Source organism: Chitinophagales bacterium (assembly GCA_019638515.1).
In the GTDB taxonomy this organism is placed as follows: Bacteria; Bacteroidota; Bacteroidia; order Chitinophagales; family LD1; genus UBA7692.
This window is the reverse complement of the sequence record JAHBTS010000006.1, coordinates 96,624-121,756: the sequence shown is the minus strand read 5'-3', so window position 1 is coordinate 121,756 and position 25,133 is coordinate 96,624. Positions and strand designations below refer to the sequence as shown.

General features: G+C 39.7%; 25 protein-coding genes. 5 read left to right on the top strand and 20 right to left on the bottom strand.

The features are described 5' to 3' along the window. Nucleotides 1-22: 22 nt before the first annotated feature. Nucleotides 23-694 (bottom strand): glycosyltransferase family 2 protein, encoded by a 672-nt coding sequence (locus KF872_10915; protein ID MBX2904051.1) that lies wholly within the window; start codon nucleotides 692-694, stop codon nucleotides 23-25. Between the two features lie 178 nt (nucleotides 695-872). On the opposite strand from KF872_10915, the gene KF872_10910 reads away from it, so the two are divergent. Then, entirely contained in the window at nucleotides 873-1,742 is an 870-nt protein-coding gene (locus tag KF872_10910; protein ID MBX2904050.1) for a hypothetical protein, read from the top strand. Here KF872_10910 and KF872_10905 read toward each other — a convergent pair. Next, complete coding sequence (locus tag KF872_10905) at nucleotides 1,737-2,633, bottom strand: glycosyltransferase (GenBank protein MBX2904049.1); 897 nt, start codon at nucleotides 2,631-2,633, stop codon at nucleotides 1,737-1,739. The two genes, KF872_10910 and KF872_10905, sit on opposite strands and share 6 nt — an antisense overlap. Before the next feature lie 41 nt (nucleotides 2,634-2,674). Next, on the bottom strand, nucleotides 2,675-3,451 hold the full coding sequence (locus KF872_10900) for a hypothetical protein (GenBank protein ID MBX2904048.1): 777 nt from the start codon (nucleotides 3,449-3,451) through the stop codon (nucleotides 2,675-2,677). Nucleotides 3,452-3,554: 103 nt separating this feature from the next. Here KF872_10900 and KF872_10895 point away from each other — a divergent pair, with 103 nt between their 5' ends. Continuing rightward, the gene (locus KF872_10895; protein ID MBX2904047.1) at nucleotides 3,555-4,289 is read left to right on the top strand and encodes an aspartyl/asparaginyl beta-hydroxylase domain-containing protein; all 735 of its coding nucleotides are present in this window, start codon (nucleotides 3,555-3,557) and stop codon (nucleotides 4,287-4,289) included. Nucleotides 4,290-5,970: 1,681 nt separating this feature from the next. Here the strand turns inward: KF872_10895 and KF872_10890 are convergent. From KF872_10890 to KF872_10860, 7 genes are all read right to left on the bottom strand, one after another. Further along, nucleotides 5,971-6,066, bottom strand: a complete 96-nt coding sequence (locus KF872_10890; GenBank protein ID MBX2904046.1) for a hypothetical protein — start codon at nucleotides 6,064-6,066, stop codon at nucleotides 5,971-5,973. A gap of 217 nt (nucleotides 6,067-6,283) precedes the next feature. Beyond that, entirely contained in the window at nucleotides 6,284-7,336 is a 1,053-nt protein-coding gene (gene nuoH / locus KF872_10885; GenBank protein MBX2904045.1) for an NADH-quinone oxidoreductase subunit NuoH, read from the bottom strand. 96 nt (nucleotides 7,337-7,432) lie between these two features. Further along, nucleotides 7,433-8,488 carry a (2Fe-2S)-binding protein gene (locus KF872_10880; GenBank protein MBX2904044.1) on the bottom strand — a complete coding sequence of 352 codons (1,056 nt, stop codon included), beginning with the start codon at nucleotides 8,486-8,488 and terminating at the stop codon, nucleotides 7,433-7,435. A 142-nt stretch (nucleotides 8,489-8,630) separates the two neighbouring features. Next, the gene (locus tag KF872_10875; GenBank protein MBX2904043.1) at nucleotides 8,631-9,485 is read right to left on the bottom strand and encodes a DUF1571 domain-containing protein; all 855 of its coding nucleotides are present in this window, start codon (nucleotides 9,483-9,485) and stop codon (nucleotides 8,631-8,633) included. Between the two features lie 41 nt (nucleotides 9,486-9,526). After that, on the bottom strand, nucleotides 9,527-10,000 hold the full coding sequence (locus KF872_10870; protein MBX2904042.1) for a DUF962 domain-containing protein: 474 nt from the start codon (nucleotides 9,998-10,000) through the stop codon (nucleotides 9,527-9,529). 115 nt (nucleotides 10,001-10,115) lie between these two features. Beyond that, nucleotides 10,116-10,994 carry a T9SS type A sorting domain-containing protein gene (locus KF872_10865; GenBank protein MBX2904041.1) on the bottom strand — a complete coding sequence of 293 codons (879 nt, stop codon included), beginning with the start codon at nucleotides 10,992-10,994 and terminating at the stop codon, nucleotides 10,116-10,118. Between the two features lie 106 nt (nucleotides 10,995-11,100). Then, nucleotides 11,101-11,958, bottom strand: coding sequence for a T9SS type A sorting domain-containing protein (locus KF872_10860; GenBank protein ID MBX2904040.1), 858 nt, complete (start codon nucleotides 11,956-11,958; stop codon nucleotides 11,101-11,103). A 195-nt stretch (nucleotides 11,959-12,153) separates the two neighbouring features. Between KF872_10860 and KF872_10855 the strand changes: the two genes are divergently transcribed. The 3 genes from KF872_10855 to KF872_10845 are packed head-to-tail and all read left to right on the top strand — an operon-like array spanning nucleotide 12,154 to nucleotide 15,056. Continuing rightward, a complete protein-coding gene (locus tag KF872_10855) occupies nucleotides 12,154-12,837 on the top strand; it encodes a hypothetical protein (GenBank protein MBX2904039.1) in 684 nt (227 codons plus the stop codon). Then, nucleotides 12,816-13,445: a hypothetical protein gene (locus tag KF872_10850; protein MBX2904038.1), complete on the top strand. Its 630-nt coding sequence runs from the start codon at nucleotides 12,816-12,818 to the stop codon at nucleotides 13,443-13,445. Before KF872_10855 ends, KF872_10850 begins: the two co-directional genes overlap by 22 nt. 57 nt (nucleotides 13,446-13,502) lie before the next feature. Beyond that, a complete protein-coding gene (locus KF872_10845; GenBank protein MBX2904037.1) occupies nucleotides 13,503-15,056 on the top strand; it encodes a hypothetical protein in 1,554 nt (517 codons plus the stop codon). A 120-nt stretch (nucleotides 15,057-15,176) separates the two neighbouring features. On the opposite strand, the gene rny is transcribed toward KF872_10845, so the two are convergent. The 10 genes from rny to KF872_10795 all read right to left on the bottom strand — a co-directional run bounded on the left by rny (nucleotide 15,177) and on the right by KF872_10795 (nucleotide 25,110). After that, nucleotides 15,177-16,796, bottom strand: a complete 1,620-nt coding sequence (rny, locus tag KF872_10840; protein MBX2904036.1) for a ribonuclease Y — start codon at nucleotides 16,794-16,796, stop codon at nucleotides 15,177-15,179. 180 nt (nucleotides 16,797-16,976) lie between these two features. Further along, nucleotides 16,977-17,276: a cell division protein ZapA gene (locus KF872_10835; GenBank protein MBX2904035.1), complete on the bottom strand. Its 300-nt coding sequence runs from the start codon at nucleotides 17,274-17,276 to the stop codon at nucleotides 16,977-16,979. After that, complete coding sequence (locus tag KF872_10830; protein ID MBX2904034.1) at nucleotides 17,266-17,571, bottom strand: hypothetical protein; 306 nt, start codon at nucleotides 17,569-17,571, stop codon at nucleotides 17,266-17,268. The genes KF872_10835 and KF872_10830 overlap by 11 nt, the downstream gene beginning before the upstream one ends. 9 nt (nucleotides 17,572-17,580) lie before the next feature. Then, nucleotides 17,581-19,827: a T9SS type A sorting domain-containing protein gene (locus KF872_10825; protein ID MBX2904033.1), complete on the bottom strand. Its 2,247-nt coding sequence runs from the start codon at nucleotides 19,825-19,827 to the stop codon at nucleotides 17,581-17,583. Nucleotides 19,828-19,912: 85 nt separating this feature from the next. Further along, on the bottom strand, nucleotides 19,913-20,323 hold the full coding sequence (locus tag KF872_10820) for a cobalamin B12-binding domain-containing protein (protein MBX2904032.1): 411 nt from the start codon (nucleotides 20,321-20,323) through the stop codon (nucleotides 19,913-19,915). A 3-nt stretch (nucleotides 20,324-20,326) separates the two neighbouring features. After that, the gene (locus tag KF872_10815) at nucleotides 20,327-20,638 is read right to left on the bottom strand and encodes a hypothetical protein (GenBank protein MBX2904031.1); all 312 of its coding nucleotides are present in this window, start codon (nucleotides 20,636-20,638) and stop codon (nucleotides 20,327-20,329) included. A gap of 151 nt (nucleotides 20,639-20,789) precedes the next feature. Next, complete coding sequence (locus tag KF872_10810; GenBank protein ID MBX2904030.1) at nucleotides 20,790-23,561, bottom strand: gliding motility-associated C-terminal domain-containing protein; 2,772 nt, start codon at nucleotides 23,559-23,561, stop codon at nucleotides 20,790-20,792. Between the two features lie 106 nt (nucleotides 23,562-23,667). Next, a complete protein-coding gene (locus KF872_10805; GenBank protein ID MBX2904029.1) occupies nucleotides 23,668-24,108 on the bottom strand; it encodes a 23S rRNA (pseudouridine(1915)-N(3))-methyltransferase RlmH in 441 nt (146 codons plus the stop codon). A 12-nt stretch (nucleotides 24,109-24,120) separates the two neighbouring features. Continuing rightward, nucleotides 24,121-24,651 carry a hypothetical protein gene (locus KF872_10800; GenBank protein MBX2904028.1) on the bottom strand — a complete coding sequence of 177 codons (531 nt, stop codon included), beginning with the start codon at nucleotides 24,649-24,651 and terminating at the stop codon, nucleotides 24,121-24,123. Nucleotides 24,652-24,693: 42 nt separating this feature from the next. Beyond that, entirely contained in the window at nucleotides 24,694-25,110 is a 417-nt protein-coding gene (locus KF872_10795; GenBank protein MBX2904027.1) for a phage holin family protein, read from the bottom strand. Nucleotides 25,111-25,133 lie beyond the last annotated feature (23 nt).

The following is a 25,133-nucleotide window of genomic DNA, read 5'->3' as shown; positions in this document are numbered from 1 at the left end:
CTCGGAAGGTAACCGCAGCTATTTACCATGTAATTTTCCACCAAAAGAGTAAGAAAAGTGTTTTAATGCCATCGCGTTTACGCATTCCCTTTTTGTTATCGTGGTAAATGGTGCTAATGGTTACTTCTTTGCAGGGCACTTTATTGTGGGCAACTTTTGCTGCCATTTCTGCTACAAAACTATAGCGGTTACTTTCCCATTTTATAGCCGGAAATGCGGTTGCGAAAAATGCCCTGAAGCCGGTTAAAGTATCGCCTACGCTTGTGCCGAATAAATGGCTGCTTACTACTGAAAGTAAACGATTGCCCCATCTATTTTCGATAGGCATATTGGGAGTGCGCTGTCTGCCGCCAAATACTATTCCTGCATTTTGTTGCAGGAGGTTAGTTACCAGTAAGGGTATTTCATCCGGGTGGTGTTGGCCATCGGCATCAATTGTTACAATAATGTCTGCTCCGTTTTGTATGGCTGTTTCGCAGCCGATGCGGGTTGCAGCGCCCGCTCCTTCATTTAGTGTTAGGTTTATTACTTGTGCGCCATGCTGCTGTGCAACAAGGGCGGTATTGTCTTTAGAAGCATCATTTACTACAATTACGTGCTGCACATGTGCTTTAACGCGCTCTATTACCAAACCAATGCGGTTGGCTTCGTTATATGCAGGTATTATGGCTGTAATGTTGGTAGTAGTTTTCAATATGGCAACTGCGTTTTGAGCAGCGGTTAAAGATGCTCAAAAGTTCTAAAACAACAACTACCACAACTGCACGAAAAATGTTTTAATTGCTTGTATGTTTATTGTTGCAGTTGGTGTAGATGAAATTTATACTGAATAGTTATTTTTTTTAGTTCTTTGGTTGCGATAAGGAAAAACTATGACAGATGTGTGTTTTCAGATTGGTGTAAATGAACTCTGTTTTAAATTAAATGGAGCTATTGTTTATGGTGCAGACCAAATGCTATTAAAACAAGATGATAATCTTTTAGCTGAAACACCTTTTGATGAGGACGGCTATACTATACAACCGTTTTTAGATAAAGAGGACTTTTTACAGGTAAAGTCAGGAATTACAGAATTAGTAAAGCGTGTGTTATTGCAATGTGGTATTACTAAGCTCGAAAACTTTTCTCTGGAAAGGTATCATGATTTTGTGAATGATACTACGCATAGCATGGTAGCTCATGCAATTCAAAAAGGCTGGAATATTGCTCATTTCCCAATAGATTTTTCTAAAGTGCAAAATAGAGTTGCTGTAGTGCTTCAACAGCCGCTTACAGTAGAAGCTAAGCATGTAGATGCTGCCGATTTTTATTCAAATGAAGCATTACGCTATCCTATGGTTGCCATCTTTAATTTGCGAATAGCCCGTCCGGGAAAACTTGCCGATAATAACCCACCGCATAGAGATGTTTGGTTAGATAGGCTTAGGAATGCTGTAAATATTTATGCTCCACTTAGTGGTAGCACGGGTAATAGTTCATTGGCTCTTATTCCTGGAAGTCATTATTTTAATGAAAATCGGATTGGGCGAACTGTAGGAGGAGCTTTGTTAAATAATATAAGGTATACGGTTCCATGTGTGGTAGAAATAGATGGCAAAAAGCCGATGCTTACTCGTGCTAACCCTGCTGAAAATGAAATGCTGATTTTTTCGCCCTACCTAGTACATGGCGGTGCATATAATTTAGAAAGCGATGTTACTAGAGTATCATTAGAAATTCGCTTTTGGAAGGATGGGCTATAACTTTTGGATTTCAATTATATCTTGATGGCTGGCTGTAGATTGGCTGTTAATTTTAGTGTATTGATATATGCAATATGAATGGATAAGAAGCAGTAGTATAAATAATATAAGCAGAGGTGCTGCAAGTAGAAAGCTGCAATAAATACTTAGCCATAAGCCAATGCCCCCTATTGAAAGAATGATTATAGGATATACAAATTTCTTTTTACGACTGCTGCTGTATGCATACATGAGTAGCAACGCCCATAATCCTTGTATATAAAGTTTGTGACCGGAAGTACCACTATGTCTAGGCTGGTGCAATACCGGAATAGTTGAAATTATAGGTGTATTTGGAGTAACAATAGCATCAATAAAAATGAGTGGAGCTGCAAGAGTTGAGGAGTGGAATAATTTAGCATTAAGCAACCGGAAAGGGCTTCCGTTAGGGTGTGTTTTTAGTAAAGCGCAAAATGCATATAGCGCTAATTTACTGGCAATATTTCTTAACATGGAATGTTGGCGTGCACGCGGATAGCCATATACTAGTTGAGCGTTTGTTCTTTGTTGTTCTTTAATAAGCAATGCTATTTCTGAGGGGGGAAATTGTAAATCGTCATCTATGGTAACAAAGTAAGTACCTTTGGCGTGTAGCATACCTATATAGAGTGCATGGTGCTGTCCGGTATTTTGAGTTTTATTAATACCAAGTATGCGCTGTGCTTGGTAACATTGCATTTGTTGTATTACTTGCCACGAATTATCGGTGCTGCAATCATTTACTAAAATAATTTCGTAAGAAACACCAATTACTGCAAGGCTTTGGTGTATTTGCGCACAGAGTGTAGCTAAGATGTCGGCACTATTAAAAACTGGTACAATAATGGAGTAAACTGGAGTGTCGGATTGCATGTGTGAACTTATATGCTTAATTGTGTGTAGAAGGTTTGCGGTTAGTGTTGCCCTTGATTAAATGATAATAGAGGTACTAAGTGATATACATACTGGGTTTCTTCACATTTCATATATTCTTTTTCAAAAGCCCATTGGCTATACATGTTATTTAACCTTGCTCCGCAGGTAAAATTGGGCAAGTTGTTTTCAATACAAAACTTTCGTACTTGGCGGATAATGTTGGGAAACAAACCCTTGTTTTGGTAGGTAGGAATAACTCCTGCTAGTGATGCATCTACTTTAAGTGCATCATCATAAACTGTAAGTGCTACAAAGCCAATATAATTTTCATCTGCTTTCATGAGCCATAAGTAGTTCGAGGCATATTCTCTATTGTTATATAGATGGCAATAAAATTCTGAAAGACAGTTGGTTTCTGTTTCTTTACTTATGATATTTTGTAATAATGGCGTTCTACAATAGCCAATAGGTTCTTCTTGAATACATACTGAAAAAAGCGATTGTAGTATATGTTTATTTTGAGTAGTGTAGAGTTCAAAAGATATGTTCGCATGCGTAAATTGAGGTGGTGGCACTTCAAAACAGTTTACGGTATATCTGCGGATGCCTCCATGAAAGAAGAAAGGATATTTTAAACTATTTAGTTTGATATTTGCCCAGTTATCGGTAGCGCTGGTTCTAATTCTAATTACATCATATTGTTCGCTATAGAGTGTATGATTTAGGTAATCTGCATCAATACAGTTGGTATTGTATCGGGCAAATTTTAAACCGAGATATTTAGTTTCGTATGCTGAGTATTCACAGGTATTCATAGTCTGTGTTGTTGGTAAGTCGTTATCAAAGCTAAAATATTATAGTACAAGTAGATGAAATCTACATCAATGTTTTTATATATGTACTTGTCAAATTCGACTTATGACAACTAATGAACCCTTTTATTATATCACAAAAGAGTGGTATAAAGGCGGTAGTCCTGCGTTTTATGAAAACAGTGAATACCCGCTTACACATATTCTTGAAGAACATGCCGATATGATTGTAAACGAGGTAATTTCGTTTTATACAAATAACGGTTCCAAAACCAAGAATAATTTTGTGCCTTACAATTTAGATACATCAGGTTGGCAAACCTTGGTACTATATTCTGGCGGAGTAATCAACAAGGAAAACTTGCAATATTTACCTAAAACATGGGAGTTGCTAAAGGACTATCCCGGCTTAAGTTTACTTATGGTTTCTGTGTTAAAGCCAGGTACGCGCCTTAGTGCGCACTTTGGTGATACAGATGCAATTGTGCGGAATCATTTAGGTGTGCTAATTCCGGAGCCATATCCTGCAATTGGTTTGCGAATTAAGAACGAGGAAAGAGGATGGGAAGTAGGAAAAGTACTGTCGTTTTGCGTGGTAAATAGGCATTATGCTTGGAACTATACCAATAAAGCTCGTATCATTCTAATGGTTGATTTTGTAAAACCTGAGTTCATACATAGAAAGCAAGAAATAGAAGGGAAAATACTAGCAGCAGAAGCAATGAAACTTTTTGCAACTAAAATCCCCATTACTAAAAAACTACCAAATGCTGTAGTGTATTTTTTGCATGGTATTTTAGGAAGACTAGCTAATATCTATGTACGCCTGTTTAAGCAATAGCAACCTTTTTGTAAAGAATTCTCATTATTGAAGGGAGGGCTATTCTCTCCAAAGAAGTGTGTAGCGACCTGTTTTTTCCACTCGTGGAAACATAGCCTCCACTCCTTGAGGAATACACCAGTCTTGATTTATAGAATCAAGTAACAAACATTGTATGTTTAGTTCCTCTATCATTCTCTCTGCACTATTGCTGCTCTTTTCGTGAAAATTGAAATGATACAAATAGCTTTGTTGAATAAAAGTGTTTAGTGGAATATCGTGAAGATCACTAGTATCTTGCTGGGAAAGTGTAATACGGTAGAATTCTGCTCCTGGTGTAAATGCTCGTAAATATGGAGCCGGATGCATGTAGATTGATTCATCATAAAGTGGGGTATCTCTTTTACTGCAAATGCCAATTCCAACATTTATGAGCGTAGGCTTATTAAGCACATGGTACAATTTTAATGCTTCATCATGGCTCATTTTACTACATGTTTTCCATTCATTATCAGAACCGCTTAGATAATCTATACTTTGAGATAATGTGCGCGCATTGCCAAAATTTAGAGCCACAGCTACAGACGAAAGTAAGCAGAGTGCAATACATGCAAACGCAACTTTTTTTTGCTGGGTCGCTGCTTGCAGCAAGCCCAGCCCTCCAATGGGAATAAGAAGCGTGTTCCCAAACGCGATCCATATTTGTATGGTATCGCCCCCCATACTTCCAAACATAATTGCTTGGCTTATTGCAGCACCAATGGCGCAAAATAGTATTAGTAAGAAGAGGGTATTGTTGTTCTTAAGTGTGCTTAAACATTTTAAGCCATAAAAAAAAGGTAATACCAATATGTTGGCTACTAGCATCCCAACAAGCATTACAGTTATCTTGATAATGTTATCGGTATGCAAGAGGTTTATCTCTGTTCTCGCAGACCTGTTGGTTGCAAGTATGTATATAAAAATAGCAGAGGCTGCAATGGTTCCAATCAATGCAATAGCAGGAGTAATATCTTGCGGTGTCCACACCTTTTTATATCTATTTTTAATAAGGCTGCTTACCAATGCTAGAACTGATGCAATTAGAAGAAACGTAGCTGCTAATGGGTTTATTAGTGCCGAAAGCATAAGACCTGCATAACCTTTAGCGGTATGTTGTTCATAAATTAAAAGGCACATTGCCAATAGCCACATCGCTAACATTAGATAGTGGGAACAACTCCATAACATATCTACAACCTCAATAGGCTCTATCCTTAGAAAACGCAAACCAGGCATAAAAAGAGTAAATACTATTATACCTGCTATATAGTGTAAACCCTTTGTGTTCTCGCCCTGCCACCATGCAAGCATGAGCAGAAGAAGAATAGCTTCCATTAAAACACGATAAATCACCACATAAGAGTAGTAAGGTAGTATTGAAGGAATATGGCTGTAAAATCCGGCCAACCAGTGGTCACCAAAATGGTGTATTACTTGCTTATTTATATGGTTAAAAACAAAGCGTGATGTTTCTATGCTTCCACTTAAATACTCAAAACCAAAAGCTCCGGAATTGGCATAATCCCAGTTTTTCACCACTATATCTTTTCCTTGCCTAAGATCGGCTACCCACATTTCAAAAAGTAAAATGCTTACATAAGCTACTAGTATTGTAAGTAGCTGTTTGTTCCCAATTGCTTTAATATCGCTAAGAACACCTTTAGGAAAAGGTGTAAATAAAAAGGGAAGAAAAAAGCCAAAAGGCAATAGCATTGTTTTGTAGCCTGCATGAGTTATTGCTATTCCAAATGTAAATACCAACGAACCTATTGCCATACGTACAGCAATATTGCGCTTAGGGGTAGAAAGGCGAGGGGTAAAGAATGCTCCTACTAAGTAGAATACAAATAGGCTAGAAAATACAGAGGCCGCTATTATAGGTTGGTATGGCGAAAAAATATCCACCGCACAAATAACGCTTTTTCTTTCTTATATAATAGCTTCTGCTAAAAGTACACCACGCATCACCGCTCTTAATTAGCCAATAGAATTGCAGTACCTGTAATGATAATATTGGCAATAGCCAATGGAATCAAAATTTTCCAGCCCAAATTCATGAGTTGGTCGTAGCGAAAACGAGGTAAGGTCCAACGCACCCACATGTAGAAGAATATAAAGAATAGTATCTTGGCAAATAGCACCACTACACCTAGTATGGTAGCAATATTGGGGCCAATATGATCTGCCACCCAACCCACGCCCGGATAGTTATATCCGCCAAAATAAAGCGTAGCAAGAATGGCACTTGAAATAAACATGTTTATGTATTCGGCAAACAAGAAAAATCCAAGTTTCATCGAAGAGTATTCAGTATGGTAACCCCCTACCAATTCTGCCTCACATTCGGGTAAGTCGAATGGTGTTCTGTTGGTTTCGGCAAAGGCACATACTAAGAAAATTAGGAAGCCGAGTGGTTGGTAGAAGATATTCCAATTCATACCGCTGATGCCCAAAAATTCTTTGCCTTGTTGCGCTGCAATTTCGCGGATGCTTAATGTGCCGGAAAGCATTAAAAGCGCAATTATAGAAAGCCCCATGGCTACTTCGTACGAAATCATCTGCGAAGAAGCGCGTACGGCTCCTAACAATGCAAACTTATTGTTCGAAGCCCAACCACCAATCATAATGCCATATACGCCAATAGAAACTACACCAAAAACAAATAGTATGGCAACATTTATATCGGCAATATGTAAAGAAATATCGTATCCGAATAAGTGCAATTTATCGCCCCATGGAATTACAGAACTTGTAATAAGTGCCGTAGTCATAAACATGGCGGGACCAAAAATGAATAAGAACTTATTGGGAGTGTTGGGAATAAAATCTTCTTTGGTAAACATTTTAACACCATCGGCAAGTGGCTGCAAAAAACCTCCCGGACCGGCTCTATTAGGCCCTCTACGGTCTTGGAAGTATGCGGCAAAAACTCTTTCACCAAAGGTGGAGTATAATGCTATAAGCATGGTAATTCCCCAAATTACCAAAATCAATACACCTTTTTCTATTAAAAATGCTGTTTCCATAATTGTTTACTTCTGCTGCTCAAAGGTTGTGATAATTCTTAAATGAAATTGCAAGGTTGAAATTTATTGAAAACATAACCATCGCTTGCCGTGTTTTTACTTTCCATCGCTCAATACTTGCTTAGGCGAAAGCGTGTTATTCATACTAATGGCTTTTCTATCTTCTTTTCTGCCTGCTAAAAGTCGGGTATCTGCATCAATTTCAACTTGCTCCATTGGGCGTGTATAGTTATTTTGGTTAATTACACTCCATTTTTCCATTTTGCGTGGTCCTTCAATGTGCCAATCGCTTGGGTTTTTCTTTTCAAAACGGCAGGTATTGCAAATCCAATTTGCTTTTCCGTTTTCATCGTTTTCTACTTCGTGATATACATCTTTGCGCACTGTTACGCGGTAAATTTCTTTTCCAAACATCCACACGGTGGCTTTGCCGCTGCAGGTTGGGCAATCTCTATGTGCATCGTAAGGTTTTAAGAACCATACGCGGCTTTTAAAGCGGAATGTTTTATCGGTAAGTGCGCCTACAGGACATACATCTATCATATTGCCACTCATTTCATTATGTATGGCATTTTGGATGTAGGTAGAAATTTCGGCTACATCACCGCGATTCATCACACCGTGTATGCGGTTATCGGTAAGTTGGTTGGCAACCATAACGCAGCGATAGCAAAGTATGCAGCGGGTCATGTGCAACTGAATATTGTTGCCAATACCTATTTTGTCGAAAACTCTTTTGTCTTCTGTAAAGCGGGTACCTTCGGTGCCGTATTTAAAGCTTAAATTTTGGAGGTCGCACTCTCCGGCTTGGTCGCAAACCGGGCAATCGAGTGGGTGGTTAATAAGTAGAAATTCAACTACGCTTTTGCGAGCATCTTGCACTCTAGGGCTGGTCATGTTTTTTACTTCCATGCCATCGGCAATTGGGGTGCAGCAGCTTGCCTGTAGTTTAGGCATGGGGTTTGGGTTTGCTTCGCTGCCTTTAGATATTTCAACTAAGCAAACGCGGCATTTGCCCCCGCTGCCCTCTAATTTACTGTAATAGCACATTGCCGGTGGCACTAAATCGCCACCAATTTTTCTGGCGGCATTCATAATGGTGGTGCCCGGTTCTACTTCAACGGTTACACCATCTATGGTAACTTTTGGCATTATTTCAATTTTCTTTATTCAAAAATACACGCAGTGCGAAGGTATGTTTTTTTCGCACATGGTTTCATGCTATTGTTTGAATAATTTTTAGCGAATATGGGTTCTGTAATGCCGAAATGGAAACTGGAATGAAGTGGCAGTTTTAAAAGTTGTAATCGTTGTAATCGCTACTGAATTCGTTGGCGGTAAACGAAGGGTTTACAACCAAGTTTTTGAACTCATATTTCTCGAATATGCCTTTATTATCCCACATTTCTTGGTAAATGGGAAACATACTTTGCTTATCAATATACACCACACTTTTGCGGGCATACGATGTAAGAACTTTTAGCTTTTTGCCTTCTAAGTTATCATCAATGCTTTTTATACCATTGGCCTCTTGTATAAAGTATTCGGGAATAAGCAATTTTTGAGCCAAGGTGTATGGGTTGTCGCCTTTTACCCCGGTGTATGCAGTAACGGCATAGGTAGGATCTTCTATCACCAATTTGTAGCACTTGCGACCATCAAAGGTAACTTCTCCTTCTATTTTGAATACGCTGTTAAATTCGTTTTGCGCATCGGCTCTTTTTATGCCTTCAGAAATATTTTTGAAGAAAAAACTGAAGCCGGAACTTAGCAGGCAGTGGTGTTGTTCTTTCATGAGCAAACTGCTGAAAGGCGAAAGTTTTAATGCCGGAACCCAGCCTGCTTTTACTAGAATTTTGTTTTCTCTTTCCCCGTAGGCATATAGCATTTCGGTTCCTTTGTTGGGATCGTTCATTACGCGTGCAAAAATCTTTTTGGGTGCAATATTTACTTTGGTGAAAACCTCGGTAACGCGCATATCATTTTTGCCTAAAATACGCTCAGAACCACGCATGGTATAAGTATATCCTTTTGCATTTTTAATTGCGTTAAGCATGTTGTTTACAATGGTTTTGGTATCGGGCGATTCTGCAAATGAGAAATGGCAAGTAACAAGTAATAACACTGCTGCCAGAATATTTCTGTTCATATATTTTTTTGGAATGTAAAACACTGTAAAATGAAAAAGGTTTAATAAGAAATGCCGAGTTTTTTATAGATAAAACTCATAATCCATGCCGGTCCAATCATTAGAAATTGCAGGTCTTTTAAGAACGAAGGTTTTTTGCCTTCGATATTATGCCCCCAAAATTGAAATATCCATGCCATAATAAAAAGTATTACGCAGGTAATGGCAAGAACACTCTTAGACGATTGCAGTACGATGCTCTGTGAGATAACTAAACATAAGAATGAAAAAAGAAACATACCGATTGCCAGCGATACCGAAAGCCGGAGGTAATAAAGTGTTACCAATACCAATGCTATGGTGGCAACATTAAATTCTACTATTTTTAAATCTACCAATTGTGGAAATGGAATGCTGTAAAGCAAACCCACAATAGTGAAAAATATAACGGGCACACATACAAAATGAACTTTTTTGTTGGTAGGGTTTTGGTGGCTCACTGCATATTCATCTAACCAATTTTGGATAGTTTTCATGTGTTTAATTTTAGATTTTTATTATTAGCTGCCGAATGTAATTACTGCTTGGTGTAAAACAAAAAACCCGCACGAATTTTCGCGCGGGTTTTTTACTAAAAAGGCAATTGATGTCTTATTCAGTAATATTGAAACGCTTAGAAATATGGGTGTTTCCAATTGCAATATTCATTAAGTATAAACCGGATGAAATACCACTGCGTTCAAATACAAAGTTGTTTTCGCCAGTGGTTAAGTCCATATTTTTTGACCAAACTACTCTGCCTGCAATATCGGTTACAAATGCATTGGCACTGCTGTTTTCGTTAGCAAAAACACTTACGGTAGCTGTTGAGTTTACATTAGATGGTGTAACTTTTAAACTGCTGATGGCTGTAGCAATTTCACCAATGCTGTTGGGAGAGCAGTTAGCAGGATTGCCAACTTTGTTTGTAGCTCCGGCAGAGGTATCTACCGCTGCACAAGTAGTGCTGCCACTTGCTTTTACTTTTGCATATAACTTTACGTTTGGTATAGTGTTTTCGTGTGCTTCTAAACCTCCCGGTGGATCAATAAGTGCTTGCGGATTATATGAACCGGCATTTATTTGTGCTTTTATAACCAGCTTTAGTTTGTATTGACCAACTTGGTCGGTAGTAGTGCCACTGAATTTAATACAACCGCTCTCGCCACCTGTAAACACATTGTTTGATTTATTGGTGCTCCAGCAAATTCCGCATGGTAAATTTAAAATAGAGTCTATACGCAAGTAGTAAACGGTAATAGGGCCTGTTCCGGGAATTACCAAGTTGGTGAAGTTTTTAAATTGAACTACTACTTCGCCTGCTACTCCGCTTTCAAAGCATTCAATACTATCGGGATTCTCAAAGCCATTGTAGGAAAGTGCAACTGCGGTACATGCAGCAGCTCCCGAATTACCGCAAGGTAGCGATTGTGCATTGCTTCCAAAAGAAAGTAGCAATGCCGATAAAAGTGTAAAACTTAATTTTTTCATTCTGTTTTGTTTTGGTGATGAATGTGATACAAAGAAACATAACTTCTAAAAAACAACAAAGCCTCTTGGTTAGAGAGGCTTTGAAGGAATATAAGTTATCAACAAATTATTCTACTATAAAGCGTTTAGTAATTAAACCTTTACCATCGGTAAGAGAGAAGAAGTAAACTCCACCAGGCAACTCGTTTCTGTTGAAAGAAATGCTGTTGTTTCCGGCTTTAATTTCTACGCTTTTACGCATAACTTCTTTACCAATTAAGTTGGTGATTTTTGCAGTGTAAGCAGCTGTTTTTTCAGAAACAAATTCTACTACGGCTGCATTTGTAACCGGATTTGGCACAATGCTCAATTGGCTGATAGCGCTTTGCACATCAGAAATTCCATTTGGAGTGGTACCAACCTCTGGGCACATAGTTTCTGTTCCGGTGTATAGTTTAATATCGTTGGTAGTAGTTTTAGTTGTATCAACGCAAGGGCAAGTATTGCCGGCTTGGTCTTTCAAACGTACCCAAATAATGTATTTGTTTGCATCAGGAGCGTTTTGGCTGCTGGCAACTTCATAAAGTTCTCCAGGTAAAGTTAGAGCGTTGTTTACTTTAATTCTTACCCAAATTCCTAAACGATATTGACCTGCAGCAGAAGTTGGTGTTCCTGATAGTTTTACGCAACCAGTTTCGTTTGCATTGTATTGAGAACCCAATGGTTTGTTTAACTCGTAAGTTAAACCTGTAGGGAGGTTGGTTACGCTATCAATAGCCATCCAGTTAATAGTAAAGCTTCCGGCAGCATCTGGAATTCTGAACTTAAAGGTTTGCTCGTATGCCTGATTTTTTACCATGCAAGGAACTGAATCTGGTTTTGGATCAAATTTAGGCTCAGAAAGTGGCGGTGTTGGGCTACATACTTGAGCTAATAAAGCACCTGAAACAAACAGGCTTGAACAAATTGTAAATAGTTTTTTCATATAGAATCTGAATTGTTGTTTTAGCAAATGTAAAAATTAGAATTACAAATCGCAAAAAGAGATTCTCCACAATTTAAGTTTAGTAAGAAATAAATATGTTCATTTTAATAGATTCAGATACTACAGCATTTTTCTCTGCGTTTTAAGTAGCAGACAGCAGCTTTACATTTTCTTCTTATTGCTAAATTTTCAGCTATGAACATTATCCGAAAATGTATTGCTGTGCTATTGTTTTGCATAGCTGCCATTTGGCAGGTAGCTGCCCAAGATTCATTAACTAAAAAGATGGGTTACACCAAGGAATCGCTGCGTTATCAGGGTGGTAATTTCTCGTTGGGTTTACGCAGTACCATTAGTAGTTTTTCGCACGGCAATCCCAAAGGCGTGGGTATTGGTGCGGGCGGGCATGTTAGATTACAGTTAATAGATAGGCTCAATACCGAATGGTTTGCCGATGTGTTTACCAACGATGTGCGCGGTAAGGCACACAGAACCGATATTCACATAGGTTGGAGTGTAATGTTTTATCTGCTGAATCCACGTCAATTTACGCGAAAGTTTACGCCATACGTTGTGGCGGGGCATTGCTTCGATGAGTCTATTATGAAAATAAACGGACCTAATGGCGCCAAGGCTTCGCGGTTTAGCTCGGCAGTGCAGGCAGGAGTGGGTTGCAGTTACAACATTACACCGCGTTTCGATATTTCGCTAACCACACAATACATGCTGCATTTGGGCGAAGAGTTAGATGCGCACGAAAACAACGAAGGTGTGGTAACAATTCACACGCATAAACATGCCGGATGGGAGGGTCATTTATTAATTAGTTTAAGTGCTAACTACAAAATTGTAAAACTATGGAAAAGGAAAAAAGCATAGCTCGCGTAGTGTTGCTGTTGGTATTGTGTGGTATTATACAACAAGCTGCAGCACAAAAAATTTGGGAAGTTCGAAAAGGCTGTATTCGAATGCAGGGCAATGTAGCTCCGGGATATTTATTTTCGCAGAAATACCTTGCTGCTTATGTGGCGGGCGATATGGATTTGTTTTTAGATGATAGAACAGCATTTACGGGTGCTGTGTGGGTATCGTTTAGCACGGCAAAGAAGAATGCAGAGGGTTTACTTGCCAACCATTCTGTTTTTGGCGGTGTAAATTATCACTTCTTAAAACCAGGGCGTTTCGATCCTTACGTTGGGCTAACACCCGGTATGGCATTGGTGCAAACGGCATATAAAAATAGCGAAGGTGTGTTGCAAAAAAGTGCATTCTCGGCAGCGCCACTTATTTCGCTTTCTGCCGGATGCAATTATTATGTGGGCTTATTCTTTCACTTTTTTTTGAAAGCACAAGGGGTGGTTGGGCAAACTTTTGGGAATGCACCGATGCCAAGTCGCTTAGATGAGTTGAAAGTTACAGCAGGCTTAGGTTGGAACTTCCGTGCATGGAAACCTAAAAAGAGAGATGTGTGGAAGCAAAAAAACTAAAACAATGGCTACACTTTTTGCAAGTGCAAGCATATTGCATAGTTTCACTTCCGGTACATGAAAAAACCATTGTGGGCAAAACCTTATTGCAGTTACTTGAAACGCTTTTGCAGAATATGTGTGTTCCTTGTTTTAAGCACAGTATTTACTACTGTATATGCACAAGAGCAAACTAAAGAAGTTGAAATAATACATGCAGATTATTTGCGGTTTTCGGATATAGACGGTAAACGCTATACCATACTTTCTGGCGATGTGCAGTTAAAGCAAGAGGATGTTTTTATGTTTTGCGATAGCGCCAAAATACAGCGCGATTCTAATGCAGTAGATGCCTTTGGGCATGTGCATATTCAGCAAGATACCATAGATGCTTACAGCGATGTGTTGTATTATACAGGCAATAATAAAACCGCGCGCCTGCAGCGCAATGTAAAGCTGGCAACTCCAAACATGACCTTGTTTGCCAATGAACTTACTTACAATTCTGCCACCAAAACTTCTGCCTACACTACCGGAGGAAAAGTAATACGAAACGAATCTGTTATTACCAGCGAAAAAGGATACTTTTTTTCGCAAACCAATATGGTGCATTTTAGAAATGATGTTGTGATTACAGATCCCAATTACAACCTAACTTCCGATACGCTGCACTACGATATGAAGACAGACATTGCTTACTTCTTTGGGAAAACAAAAATTGTAAACAAGGAAAGCAATATAGAATGCAATAATGGTTGGTTCGATAGTAAAAACGATGTTGCCTCGTTTGGCGCAGGAACGGTGGTAAACAATACCCCTCAAACACTGTTTACCGATAGCCTTTTTTACGAACGGAAAGTAGGCTTTGGTCGCTGCTATAAAAATTTTGAATGGCGCGATAGTTCAATGGAAGTTTCTATTATTGGCAACTATGGTGAATATGCCGAGGCGCGGCAGTATATTAAAGCTACCCAACATCCGGTGTTGATTTACAAGTTGGAAAGCGACTCGCTTTTTTTAACTGCCGATACACTTAAAAGCCTTACAAGATCCGATACGGATAGTACGCGTGTGTTTTACGCCTACCATAAAGTACGTATGTTTATGAAAGGAATGCAAGGAGTTTGTGATTCGCTTTTTTATTCGTTTGAAGACTCTATGTTTCGTTTTCATTATGCTCCGGTGCTTTGGAACGATAGTGTGCAAATGACTGCCGACACCATTTTTCTTACCATTAAAGATAAAAAGCCCGATGAACTGAAAATGATGCGCAATGGATTTATTGTGTCGCCAAGTTCTTTCGGCTTTTACGACCAAGTGAAAGGGAAAAACATTTTTGGTTATTTTTTTAACCAAGAACTCAATAGAGTAAAGGTGGTACAAAATGCCGAAAGCCTTTATTTTGGTAAAGAAGACAATGGAAAAATAATGGGCGCCAACTTGGCAAAGTGCGCTCTAATGTGGATGTATTTTGGCGATAAAAAAATGAAGAAAATAACCTTTGTGAAAAAGCCTGAAGCGGTGTTTACGCCCATTAAGCAATTGCCGCAAGAGCAGTATTATTTAAAAGATTTTAAGTGGCAAATAAACCGAAGGCCGGCAAATAGGGCCGCCATTTTGAATAAGGATTAAGGAGTAAGCAATATTGAATTTGAGGGCATGATTTTTGGGGCTCAATAATTGTAAAATAGAGAATAAAAAAAGCGCTGGTGAATTTTCATCAGCGCTTTTTTTATATTGAATAAAAGAGATTTAGCGTGCTACGCTTACGCTTCTTTTTTCGCGTATAACGGTAACTTTTACTTGACCGGGATAAGTCATTTCTTTCTCTATTTTTTGTGATATTACAAAAGAGAGTTCCTCGCTTTTTTTATCATCCACTTTATCGGCTTCTACAATTACACGCAGTTCTCTTCCTGCTTGTATGGCATAAGCTTTTTCAACACCTTCAAAACTTACAGCCAAGTTTTCTAAGTCTTTAATACGCTGTAAATAGCCTTCCATTATTTCTCTGCGGGCACCGGGGCGGGCACCGCTAATGGCATCGCAAACTTGTACTAAAGGTGCAATCACGAATTTCATTTCCATTTCATCGTGGTGGGCACCTACTGCATTTATTACCGATGGGTGTTCTCCGTATTTCTCGCATATTTTGGCGCCCAGCAATGCGTGGCTTAATTCGCTTTCTTCATCGGGTACTTTGCCAATATCGTGTAGTAAACCTGCGCGTTTTGCCAATTTAGGACTTAAGCCCAATTCTGCCGCCATGGTGGCGCAGAGGTTAGCAACTTCACGGCTGTGTTGTAGTAGGTTTTGCCCATACGAAGAGCGGAAACGCATTCTACCCACATAGCGAATAAGTTCTTGGTGCATGCCTTGTATGCCCAAATCTATTACGGTTCTTTCGCCAATTTCTAAAATATGTTCGTTGAGTTGCTTGGTAGTTTTTGTTACTACTTCTTCAATTCTTGCAGGGTGAATTCTGCCATCGGTTACAAGGCGTTGTAAACTGAGGCGTGCAATTTCTCTTCTAATAGGGTCGAAACCGGAAATAATAATGGCTTCGGGCGTATCATCTACCACAAATTCGCAGCCGGTTGCGGCTTCGAGTGCGCGGATGTTTCTTCCTTCGCGCCCAATAATTTGCCCTTTTTGTTCATCGCTATCGAGGTTAAATACACTTACGGTGTTTTCTATTGTAACCTCTGAGGCTGTTCTTTGAATTGATTGAATGATAATGCGTTTTGCCTCTTTATTGGCTTTGGACTTAGCATCGTCTATGGCTGCTTTAACGTACGAAAGCGCATCGGTTTCGGCAGCTTTTTTCATGCTTTCTACTAATTCGCGTTTAGCATCTTCTTTAGATAGGTGGCTTATTTGTTCTAGCTTTTGAACAAAAATTTCATGGCTTTTTTCTAACTGTTCTTTTTTAGCATTTAGTTGGTCTAATTGCTTGCTTAAGTTATCGCGATATTGCTCTACTTCTTTTTCTTTTTTAGAAAAATCGGCCTGCGATTTAGATAGTTCTTGTTGTTGTTGTTTTAAGCTGGTTTCGCGCTCGGTAAGTTTTTTGCTGCGTTCTAAAACTTCGCTTTCGTGCTTGGTTTTTAGTTGTATAAAATGCTCTTTTGCTTCAAGCATTTTGTCTTTTTTGTTGTTTTCGGCATTGCGTTGTGCATCTGCAAGTATTTTTTCTGCTTGTGTTTTCGCATCGGCTACTTTTTTATCGGCATCGGCTAACTTTTTTTCGGCTGTTTCTTTTGCTGCTGCTTCAATTTGTTCAACTGCGCTTTTGCTGCTGGATTTGCCAATGAAAAAGCCAACTGCTACACCTGCTAATGCTGCTGCTATGGCGGCTATGATGTAAATCATGTTACGGTTGGTTTATATTTATATGAATAGAATACAGTTTTTGGATGAATCATTTAGCCGAAAGTTACTCGCAGATATACGCCCGCGCAATCGAGTTCAATGAATTTTCATTCAGTGTTTAACAGTGTTGGGTGGCAGAAAAACTAACCTAAGTAGGTGCAGTAATGCGGAAAAGAGCGGTTATGATAGTACTGCTTCGAGCAGTTGGTTTATTTCTGAAAGTTGTTCGCTTTCATTACTTTTCTGGTGAAGACTGCCTGTTTTAAGGGCTTCATATTCAACAGCCAACATCAACACACACATTGCAAGGTAATCTTGCCGATCTTTGCCGGCATATACCTGCTGGTATTCATTTATTTTATCATTTACCAAAGCTACGGCACGTTGCACTTTTTCTTCTTCACCTTTGCGTATCTTTAGTGGATACTGCCTTCCGGCAATAGCCACTTGTATATGCTGCAACGATTCGTTATGCTCCATTTTCTTCCGATAACTGCGCTATACAAAGATCTACTGAGCGTATCATTTCATTTAATTTCCGCTTCAGCTCGCCTTTTTCTGCTGCGCCTGTTTCCGTTAAACGCTGCGCTAACTTAAACATTTTTATTTGTTCACCTAAAGTTGCATTAATTTCTTGCTGTTCTTGCAACTGGCGGTTGGTTTCTTCCAATTCTTTTTCAAGCTTTGCCGTATTGTATTTCAGCGTATCGAAACGTTGCTTGAGTAAGCGCGATTTCTTTAGTATTTCGTCAATAGTTGCTTGGTTGGCAGGCATGGGGTAAATTTATCGGATTACAGTAACTTTTTTTACTTCCGAAAAATTTTTTCCGGAAATAATTAGATGGTACATGCCTTGTGGAAGTTCGGCAACATCAATAGGTAGTGCAAAATTTTCGCCCGTTCCATTAAAAATGGTTTTTACCTGTTTTCCCATCATGTTATACATATCTATTTGGAAAGAAGTTGGTGTGCGGAACGATAGTTCTAATGTAACCATATTTTGTGCAGGGTTGGGGAAGGTGCGAAACGATTTCATTGGGGTTAACTCAGTTATGGCAGAAGGAACAAAAATATATGGGTTGCCAACAATAAATTGTTGCGAAATTTGTGTTCCAAAATCGGGTTCAAAGGTTTTAAAGACTGCGTTAGACGGGTTTTTTGCAAAGCGTGCGTAGCCTATACCGGAAGTTTGCTGGTTGGCAAAAAAGCTTAGGCCATCTTTTCCTGTATCGTTGAGTGTAAACTGGTAGCAGCCTTCGGTAAGTTCAAAAGTGGTATTGAATACTTTGCTGGCAGAAAGCGTAGTGTTTTCGTATAAGATATTACCATCATCGTCTTTTAAGTCCCAGGTTGTTTCTTGGAAATCTTTGTTTGTTTTTAGAACAAAATTGAAAGTACTATCGTAGCGCGGTGGTATTAAAGTGGGTACGCGCAGGGTATCGTTCCAAATAAAGTTATCGCTGGTAGTGCCATTGGGTTGCCCAATCCATACTTTAAAAGTATGGTGTGCCGAATCGCTAATGGTGCGGTATGGCAACGATACGGTTTCGGTTTGGTTAAAGGTAAGGTTTCCGTTCCAGTTATAGAAGAATAATTCTTTGCCTTCTATGCCGTAGTAAATTCTAGCAGAGGTAAGTGGCGTACTTCCATTGTTTTTAATAATAATTTTAGGATTGGCACAAATTGGGTTGAAGCGTTTGTATGCATCGTGTGCATTGGGTGCAATTACATCTTCTATGGCGGCATCTAAGGCGAAATTAGGGTTGCCATAGGTAATGAGTTGTGAATAGATGGTGTAAATAGGATTGAAACCTGCGGGGTCTAAATCTTCGTAAGGCTCGGGTACTACCTGCAGCGAAAAGTTATTAGGTGTAATGGCGGGTGTAAGTTCAAATTCGTGGGTTAAGCCTTTGCTGCCCGGGCACCAGTTGGCGCGGTCGTATAGCCATGTACCACTTTGGTGCATGAGTGGATTCATACCGCAATCATCGCGCCAAATATTTTGGGTTGCAACCAATGTATTGTTCACCATTACATCGTAGGTTTTATTGCAAAATTCTGCACAGTTGTCGGTGTTATCGGCACCAAATCCGTGTCCGGTGGGTGTAAACCTCAACTTAGCTTGCGTTTCGTTACTGGCAAGTTGAATATTTTTTAGTGTAAGTTGGTTTTCGATAGGATTATTTGGGTTGCCGTAGCTAAAATCGCCATTGTAAATATTGCGAACTGAGCGCACCTCGCGTGCGGGTGTTCCTTCTATTAAATCGAAATCGAGGGTTACAGTAAAGCCGCTGCTCCAGCCACTATAAAATGCACGAAAGAATACGGTATCGTGTAGGAGCGGGGTGAAATCTGTAATATCGAATCGGTATTCGTTTTTCCAAGTTTTGGCATAGTAGCCGCCATAAGGTGTAATTACTCTGCCGAGTTCGTATGGTTCCATTACATCGAACTTTTTGTACACCTGTGTTTTGTACACAAATTTGGTGTCGGTGGCTGCAATCCAAAATGAATCTACTTTTGCTCCTGTAGTGTCAAACAAGTAGTTGTAGTAGTTGGCACTCCAAGCTGTAAACGAGTCGGTTTGTATGTATGGAGTGGTGGTGTCTGCAAATATTCTTACCAAGAAAGAATCGGCAGCGAGTGTGTCGGTTTGTTTGGTATTGTTGTTGAAACTTGTTTTTATGGTGGGGGTGCTGCTGTAAATAAAAGTGTCTATGGTATTTTTGTTTACTGTAAAGTTAGGTACAAGTGATAAGGTGGAATCTATGGCACCTGTTTTTTTCATCAAGAAAATTTGAGTGGTATAGTCCCATTGCGAGCAACCACTGGTTGGGCAGCCCAAGGTGTAGTGCATAATAATGCGGTTGTACTGTTTGGTTGCAGCTGGGAATACAGCAAAAGTATCGTAGTTGCCATACCAGGTCATAGGAACTTTATTGTGTGCCTGTATTTTAATGGTATCTCCTGATGATGCTATAATACTTGTGATGGTTAGTGAAAGTAAAAGCGCAGATAGTATTTTTTTCATAACAGGGGCAAAGCTAAGAAAACAAAAATGCCTGTTTCCACATCAAAGAAACAGGCATCTTATTTTTAAGCTAAGAAGCACCTACTTATTGTAGTACTCTTTTTAGGTTGATTTGTTGCTGTATGTATTGTGCAACTTCTGCAGTGGGAGTGCCTGGTGAAAACAACTTGCCACAACCCAAAGCATAGAGTTGTGTAGCATCGCTTTCGGGTATAATGCCCCCACCGGTAACTAATACGTGCTCTAAATTTTTTTCTTTCAGCAATGCCAAAATCTTAGGAAACACGGTCATGTGTGCACCAGAAAGAATACTTACGCCAATGGCATCTACATCTTCCTGCAATGCTGTGCTCACAACCATTTCGGGAGTTTGCCGTAAGCCGGTGTAAATAACTTCCATTCCTGCATCTTTAAGGGCTGTGGCAATTACTTTAGCCCCGCGGTCGTGTCCGTCTAATCCAACTTTTGCTACTAAAACTCGAATAGGTTGTGACATATATTAGAAATCGTCATCAAAATCGTCTGCGAAGTCATCGAAGTTGTCGTTCCCAAAATCGCCAAAGCCTAAATCGTCATCATCGCCTTTAGCTTTTTTGGAACGTCCGCGACCTGAACTGCGTTGTTCAATCATGTCGTCAAACTCTTCCATTCCTTCCATGGATTTCAAATCGTCTTCAGAAGGTTCAGATTCTTCAGATTCTTCATCGGAAGCATTTTCGTAGGAGTCTTCAAACTCTACATCTTCGTCTGTTTCTTCTTCGTTGTTTAATTCTAATTCCTCTTCCTCTTCTTGTTTCTTTTTACGTGGCATAAAACTGTGTTTGTTTTGGTTCTGAAATTTGTGCTGACTGCAAAGGAAATACACTATTCAAAATTACAAAAGCGAATTCAAAATTATTTTTTGTGAAGGATAATTTATGATTCCCGCAATGGGTGATTTGCTTGTGATTTTGGTATCGGATTTAGTAGGTTGCTTTAAGTAAATGAATGAAACCGCCTCCTTTTTGGTTGGGTGGCAATGTTTTTTTTATTTCTCCGGTACGTTGTTTTTCGTAGTAGTAGCCGCCATATAAATAAATTCCATCATTCAGCAGTTTCCCTGTTTTGTAATCGGTACCATCCCAAAGGATATCGGGATTGGTGGTTTCAAAAACTTTTTCACCCCAGCGATTAAAAATGCTCATTTCAATACGCGATATAAAACGATATGGCATGAATGGTTTAAACACATCGTTTTTGCCATCGCCATTGGGAGTAAAGGTGTTGGGGAGTTGGTAATAAGCACAGTTGTCAATACAAACTACTTGGCTTTTAGGGCTTTCGTTTCCTAATCTATCTACTGAGGTTGCAAAGTAGCAGCCTGCTAAATTATCGGTAAGGGTGTGGTTAAATACAGTATCGGCAGTAGAGTCTATAAAGATAAAATCGGTGCCGTTTTCGGCAAAGTAAATATTGTAGTGGTGGGCATCGTTGTCGCAGGTTGAAGCATTGGTGAAACTTAGGCTGAGGTGGTTTACAAAAGTGCTGTCGTTCCATGTGCTGTTGCTGAATTTATCGCAATCGTTTGTTACCGAAAGTATGGGTGGGCATGGTGCTACGGTGTCTTCGGGTTTTGCACAGCTTTCTTGCGATAAATTGATGAGCGGGAATTTTAAGTTTTGAACAGAATAGTGCCCAAAACTTTTCACATAATAGCAGTAAACGGAATCGTTTATCAAACCGGTATCAATAAACTCGTGTGTGTGCGAAATGCCTATAGAATCGAAGTTTGAGGTGGTATTGTTTTTCTTGAAAATGGCAAAGCTATCGTTTGACCATGGCACATTTTCTTGCCATGATAGCAAGATGGATTTATCGAGCGGATTGGCGGTTAAAAATATGGAAGATGCAACCGTAGTTACGCCAACGGAATCGCCATTGGATTTGAATACAATTTTGTAGCTGTTGGGTGTGGTTTGTGTATTGATGTTGTTGTGCTGGAATGTGGTATCGTTTAGGGTGGCATAACTGTTTGCCGTATAGGTTTGCACCAGGGTTGCATTGGCTAGGTTAAAACCAATGCCGCTATACACTTCAAAAGTATATGGCGGTGGTGTTTGAATGGTGTCTAACTGGTTGAAGCCCACGCGAGGTTTACTCCAAGCAATAAAACTACTACCTGTTGCCGTATTGGTTGTGTTTACGCTTACATTGGTAATTACTGGAATATCGAGCGGTACGTTTACACAAATTTCAACCGAAGGTACGCTTTCAACTTTATCGTATTCAAAAATACCATTAGGAGAAAATCGGCTGAAGTGTGCTAAAATGCGGTAGCAGTATTGCTGGCCACGTACAATATCATTATCATGAAAGGTATAAGATTGGGTGAGTGTTGTGTTTAATCTTGTGTAGCCTTTACCATCTAATCCTGTTTCGCAATAGGTTGGCACAAACGGATTGGAGCCTATTTTGCGCCATACAGAAAAGCCTCTGAAGTTTGGTGAAGAAGCGCAGAAGTATGGATTTTGCCAAGTAATGTTTACGGTGTTTCCGGCTACGGTAGCAGTTGGGTTTTTAACCGGAGGTGCTACAACATCAATCAGCCAAGTTTCGTTGTCGGTAAGCGGTAATTGGCTACCACCTTGTGAGAAATTATCTTGAGCAGCAAACACTACTGTGTATGGCTGCCTGCGTACCTGATTGCAATCGGGTTGCCATTCAAAAAGTCCTGATGTTGGGTTGCCCGGAGGCTGTGCTGTAAACTGAGCCAAACTGTTAGGTACATCAATAAATGGACCGCCATCGGCAGTAAGGGTAACCAATTGCCCCGCATCGGGGTCGCTGGCAGTTACGTTTATCTGTAACCAATCGCCTGCTCTAATGCAAGTGTCTTGTAGTGCTGCTATTTGCGGAGGGCGGTTAGGTTTGTTGTCAATAATAATATGAAAGTCGCGCAGGATGGTGCCCATTAAAATTCCTCTCCGGTATTCTTTTACCAAAATGCCAACATTGAATAGCCCAATTTGCTTTGGTACATCCCATGAAATTTCTCCCGTAAATTTATCTACTTTAAACTGGTTGGTAGGGTCGTTTGGGGTTGGTATATTTTGCGGATTTTGCCAGTTGGGCACAGGTAAGCTGGCATACTGCAAAGGACTTACAAGCTCAAAGGTAAGGCTGTCGCCATCGGAGTCCCAAGGGTTTTGGCTATGAACAAACAGTTGGTTCACATTGCCGTAATCAATAGGATCTTGGCGAAAGATGGGAGAATTGTTGTAGCCTATACTTGCAATATCTGCCGGAAAGCGGAGTGTGTCTTCTACATAAAAAGATATTTGATCCGAAACACCATTGTTGATGTTGGTAATACCGTTTCTACGAGCCGGATCGTAAAAAGAAATTACATAAAAGTTATTGGGTGGGGGCGGCACTCCGGGATATGTGTGTGTGCCGATGTATAGATTTCGTTTAAAGCCAAGCCCAATAAATTCCCCTTTGTGAAAGCCGCCCACGATAGGGCCATTTGTTCTTGCCAGCACTTCTTCCGGAGAACCATCGCCCCAGTTTATTCTCACTGTGTCGCGGTCTGCAGCATTATCTTCAGCAATAGTTCTTATGGTAACACGGTAGGTAAATGGAGCTATGAGTTCGTAAGTAACATCGCCAGAGCGGTAGTGTGTTGCCCACACATCGAGCGATGCCATTGCGGCAATAAAAACAAATAGCTTTAACAGATGATTATTAAAAGGCATTTCAGCAAATAAAACGAATTATAGTATTAAGAGGTTGGCAAAGCCGAAATAATTTATGCGATGTTACAAATAGTTAAGAAAGTAGAGGCTGCCGCTATTTGCATTTTTAGTGGTGGTACTTTTCATTTTTTAGTATGGTGCAGGCACGGTAAAGCTGTTCGGCAAAAACAGCACGTACCAATTGGTGCGGCATAGTCATTTTGGAGAGCGATAACTTGGCATTGGCGCGCTCATATATTTTTGCTGAAAAGCCATAAGCGCCACCAATTACAAAAGTAAGTTGCTTGCCGCCACTATTTATCCATTTATTCAACTGCTCTGCAAAGTGAACTGAGGTATATTCTTTTCCCGCTTCGTCTAAGAGAATTAGCAATGCAGCGGGTTCTATTTTTTTTAGCAATAGTTCGCCTTCTTCATCGGCATTGGTGGCTTTCAGTACAATTGTTTCAAAGGGGAAGTAGTGTTGAATACGGTTGCTGTATGTGCTCAATATTTCGGCTACGGGTTTTACGTTGGTTTCTCCAAAAACAATGAGGCGTATTTTCATGCTTGAAATGGTTTATTGCACTTTTCTGCCTTTGGCAACACGTTGGTTTAATTCCGTTTTTTGAATCTTGCGCAAGTCCACCATCAGTATGGTGTAAGCGGCATCGGGCGATGTGTAATAGGTTTTGCCGCTGTAGTTTACCTTGCCTATGCCATTGTTCCAATCTGTGGCTAAAAGGGTGAATTTAGTTCCTGCATTTGGGTTTATTCCAAAGCGTAAATAGTGGTTGTCGTCTTTCTCGAAACTTACTTCAATTCTATCTTTTGAAGGTACGGCAATGGCAATGCCGGGGGTGCCTCTTTGAATAATAATTTCTTCGATTTTTCTACCGTCTTTTATTTTGATTTTTCCACCTTGAATTACGGTTTCATCTTGCGAAAGCTGGCGTTGGAGCACTATTTCTCTTGAGGTGTAGAACTGAATTTTTTTGATTTGTGCATCGCTCCAGTTATGGTTTTGGCGCAATGCATCGGTGTAAGGTACTAAGTTTTTACAAGCTGCCAGCGAAAGTGAGCATATTATTATCAGAACAAAATTATTCATAACAGTAATTTGCTGGTTCAGATTTTTACGATGCAAAAAGGTTTAAGCAATACGGTTGCCGTCTTTATCAAAAACCTGCATATCGCCTTCGCGTTTTGGTGCGTTATGTGGCACTTCATTTTTTATCACCAGTTTTTCAAATAGACTGTTGAGTAGCGATAGAATGATGCTGAAAGCCAATGCCCACCAAAAATTCTTTACTTCAAAACCGGCACCTAAAATCCAATCGGCAATAAGAATAATACCAGCATTGATTACCAATAAAAACAAACCAAGTGTAAAAATGGTGAATGGTAAAGTGAAAAAGATAAGTAGCGGTTTTAGAGAAACATTTAAGAGTGCTAGTACTGCTGCCAACAAAATGGCATATCCCCAGTCTGGGATTGCTACACCCGGCAGTATTTGGGCTGCAATAAGTACTGCTAGAGAATTTAAAAATAGTTTTAGAATAAATTGCATACTGCAAAGCTAACATTATCAAT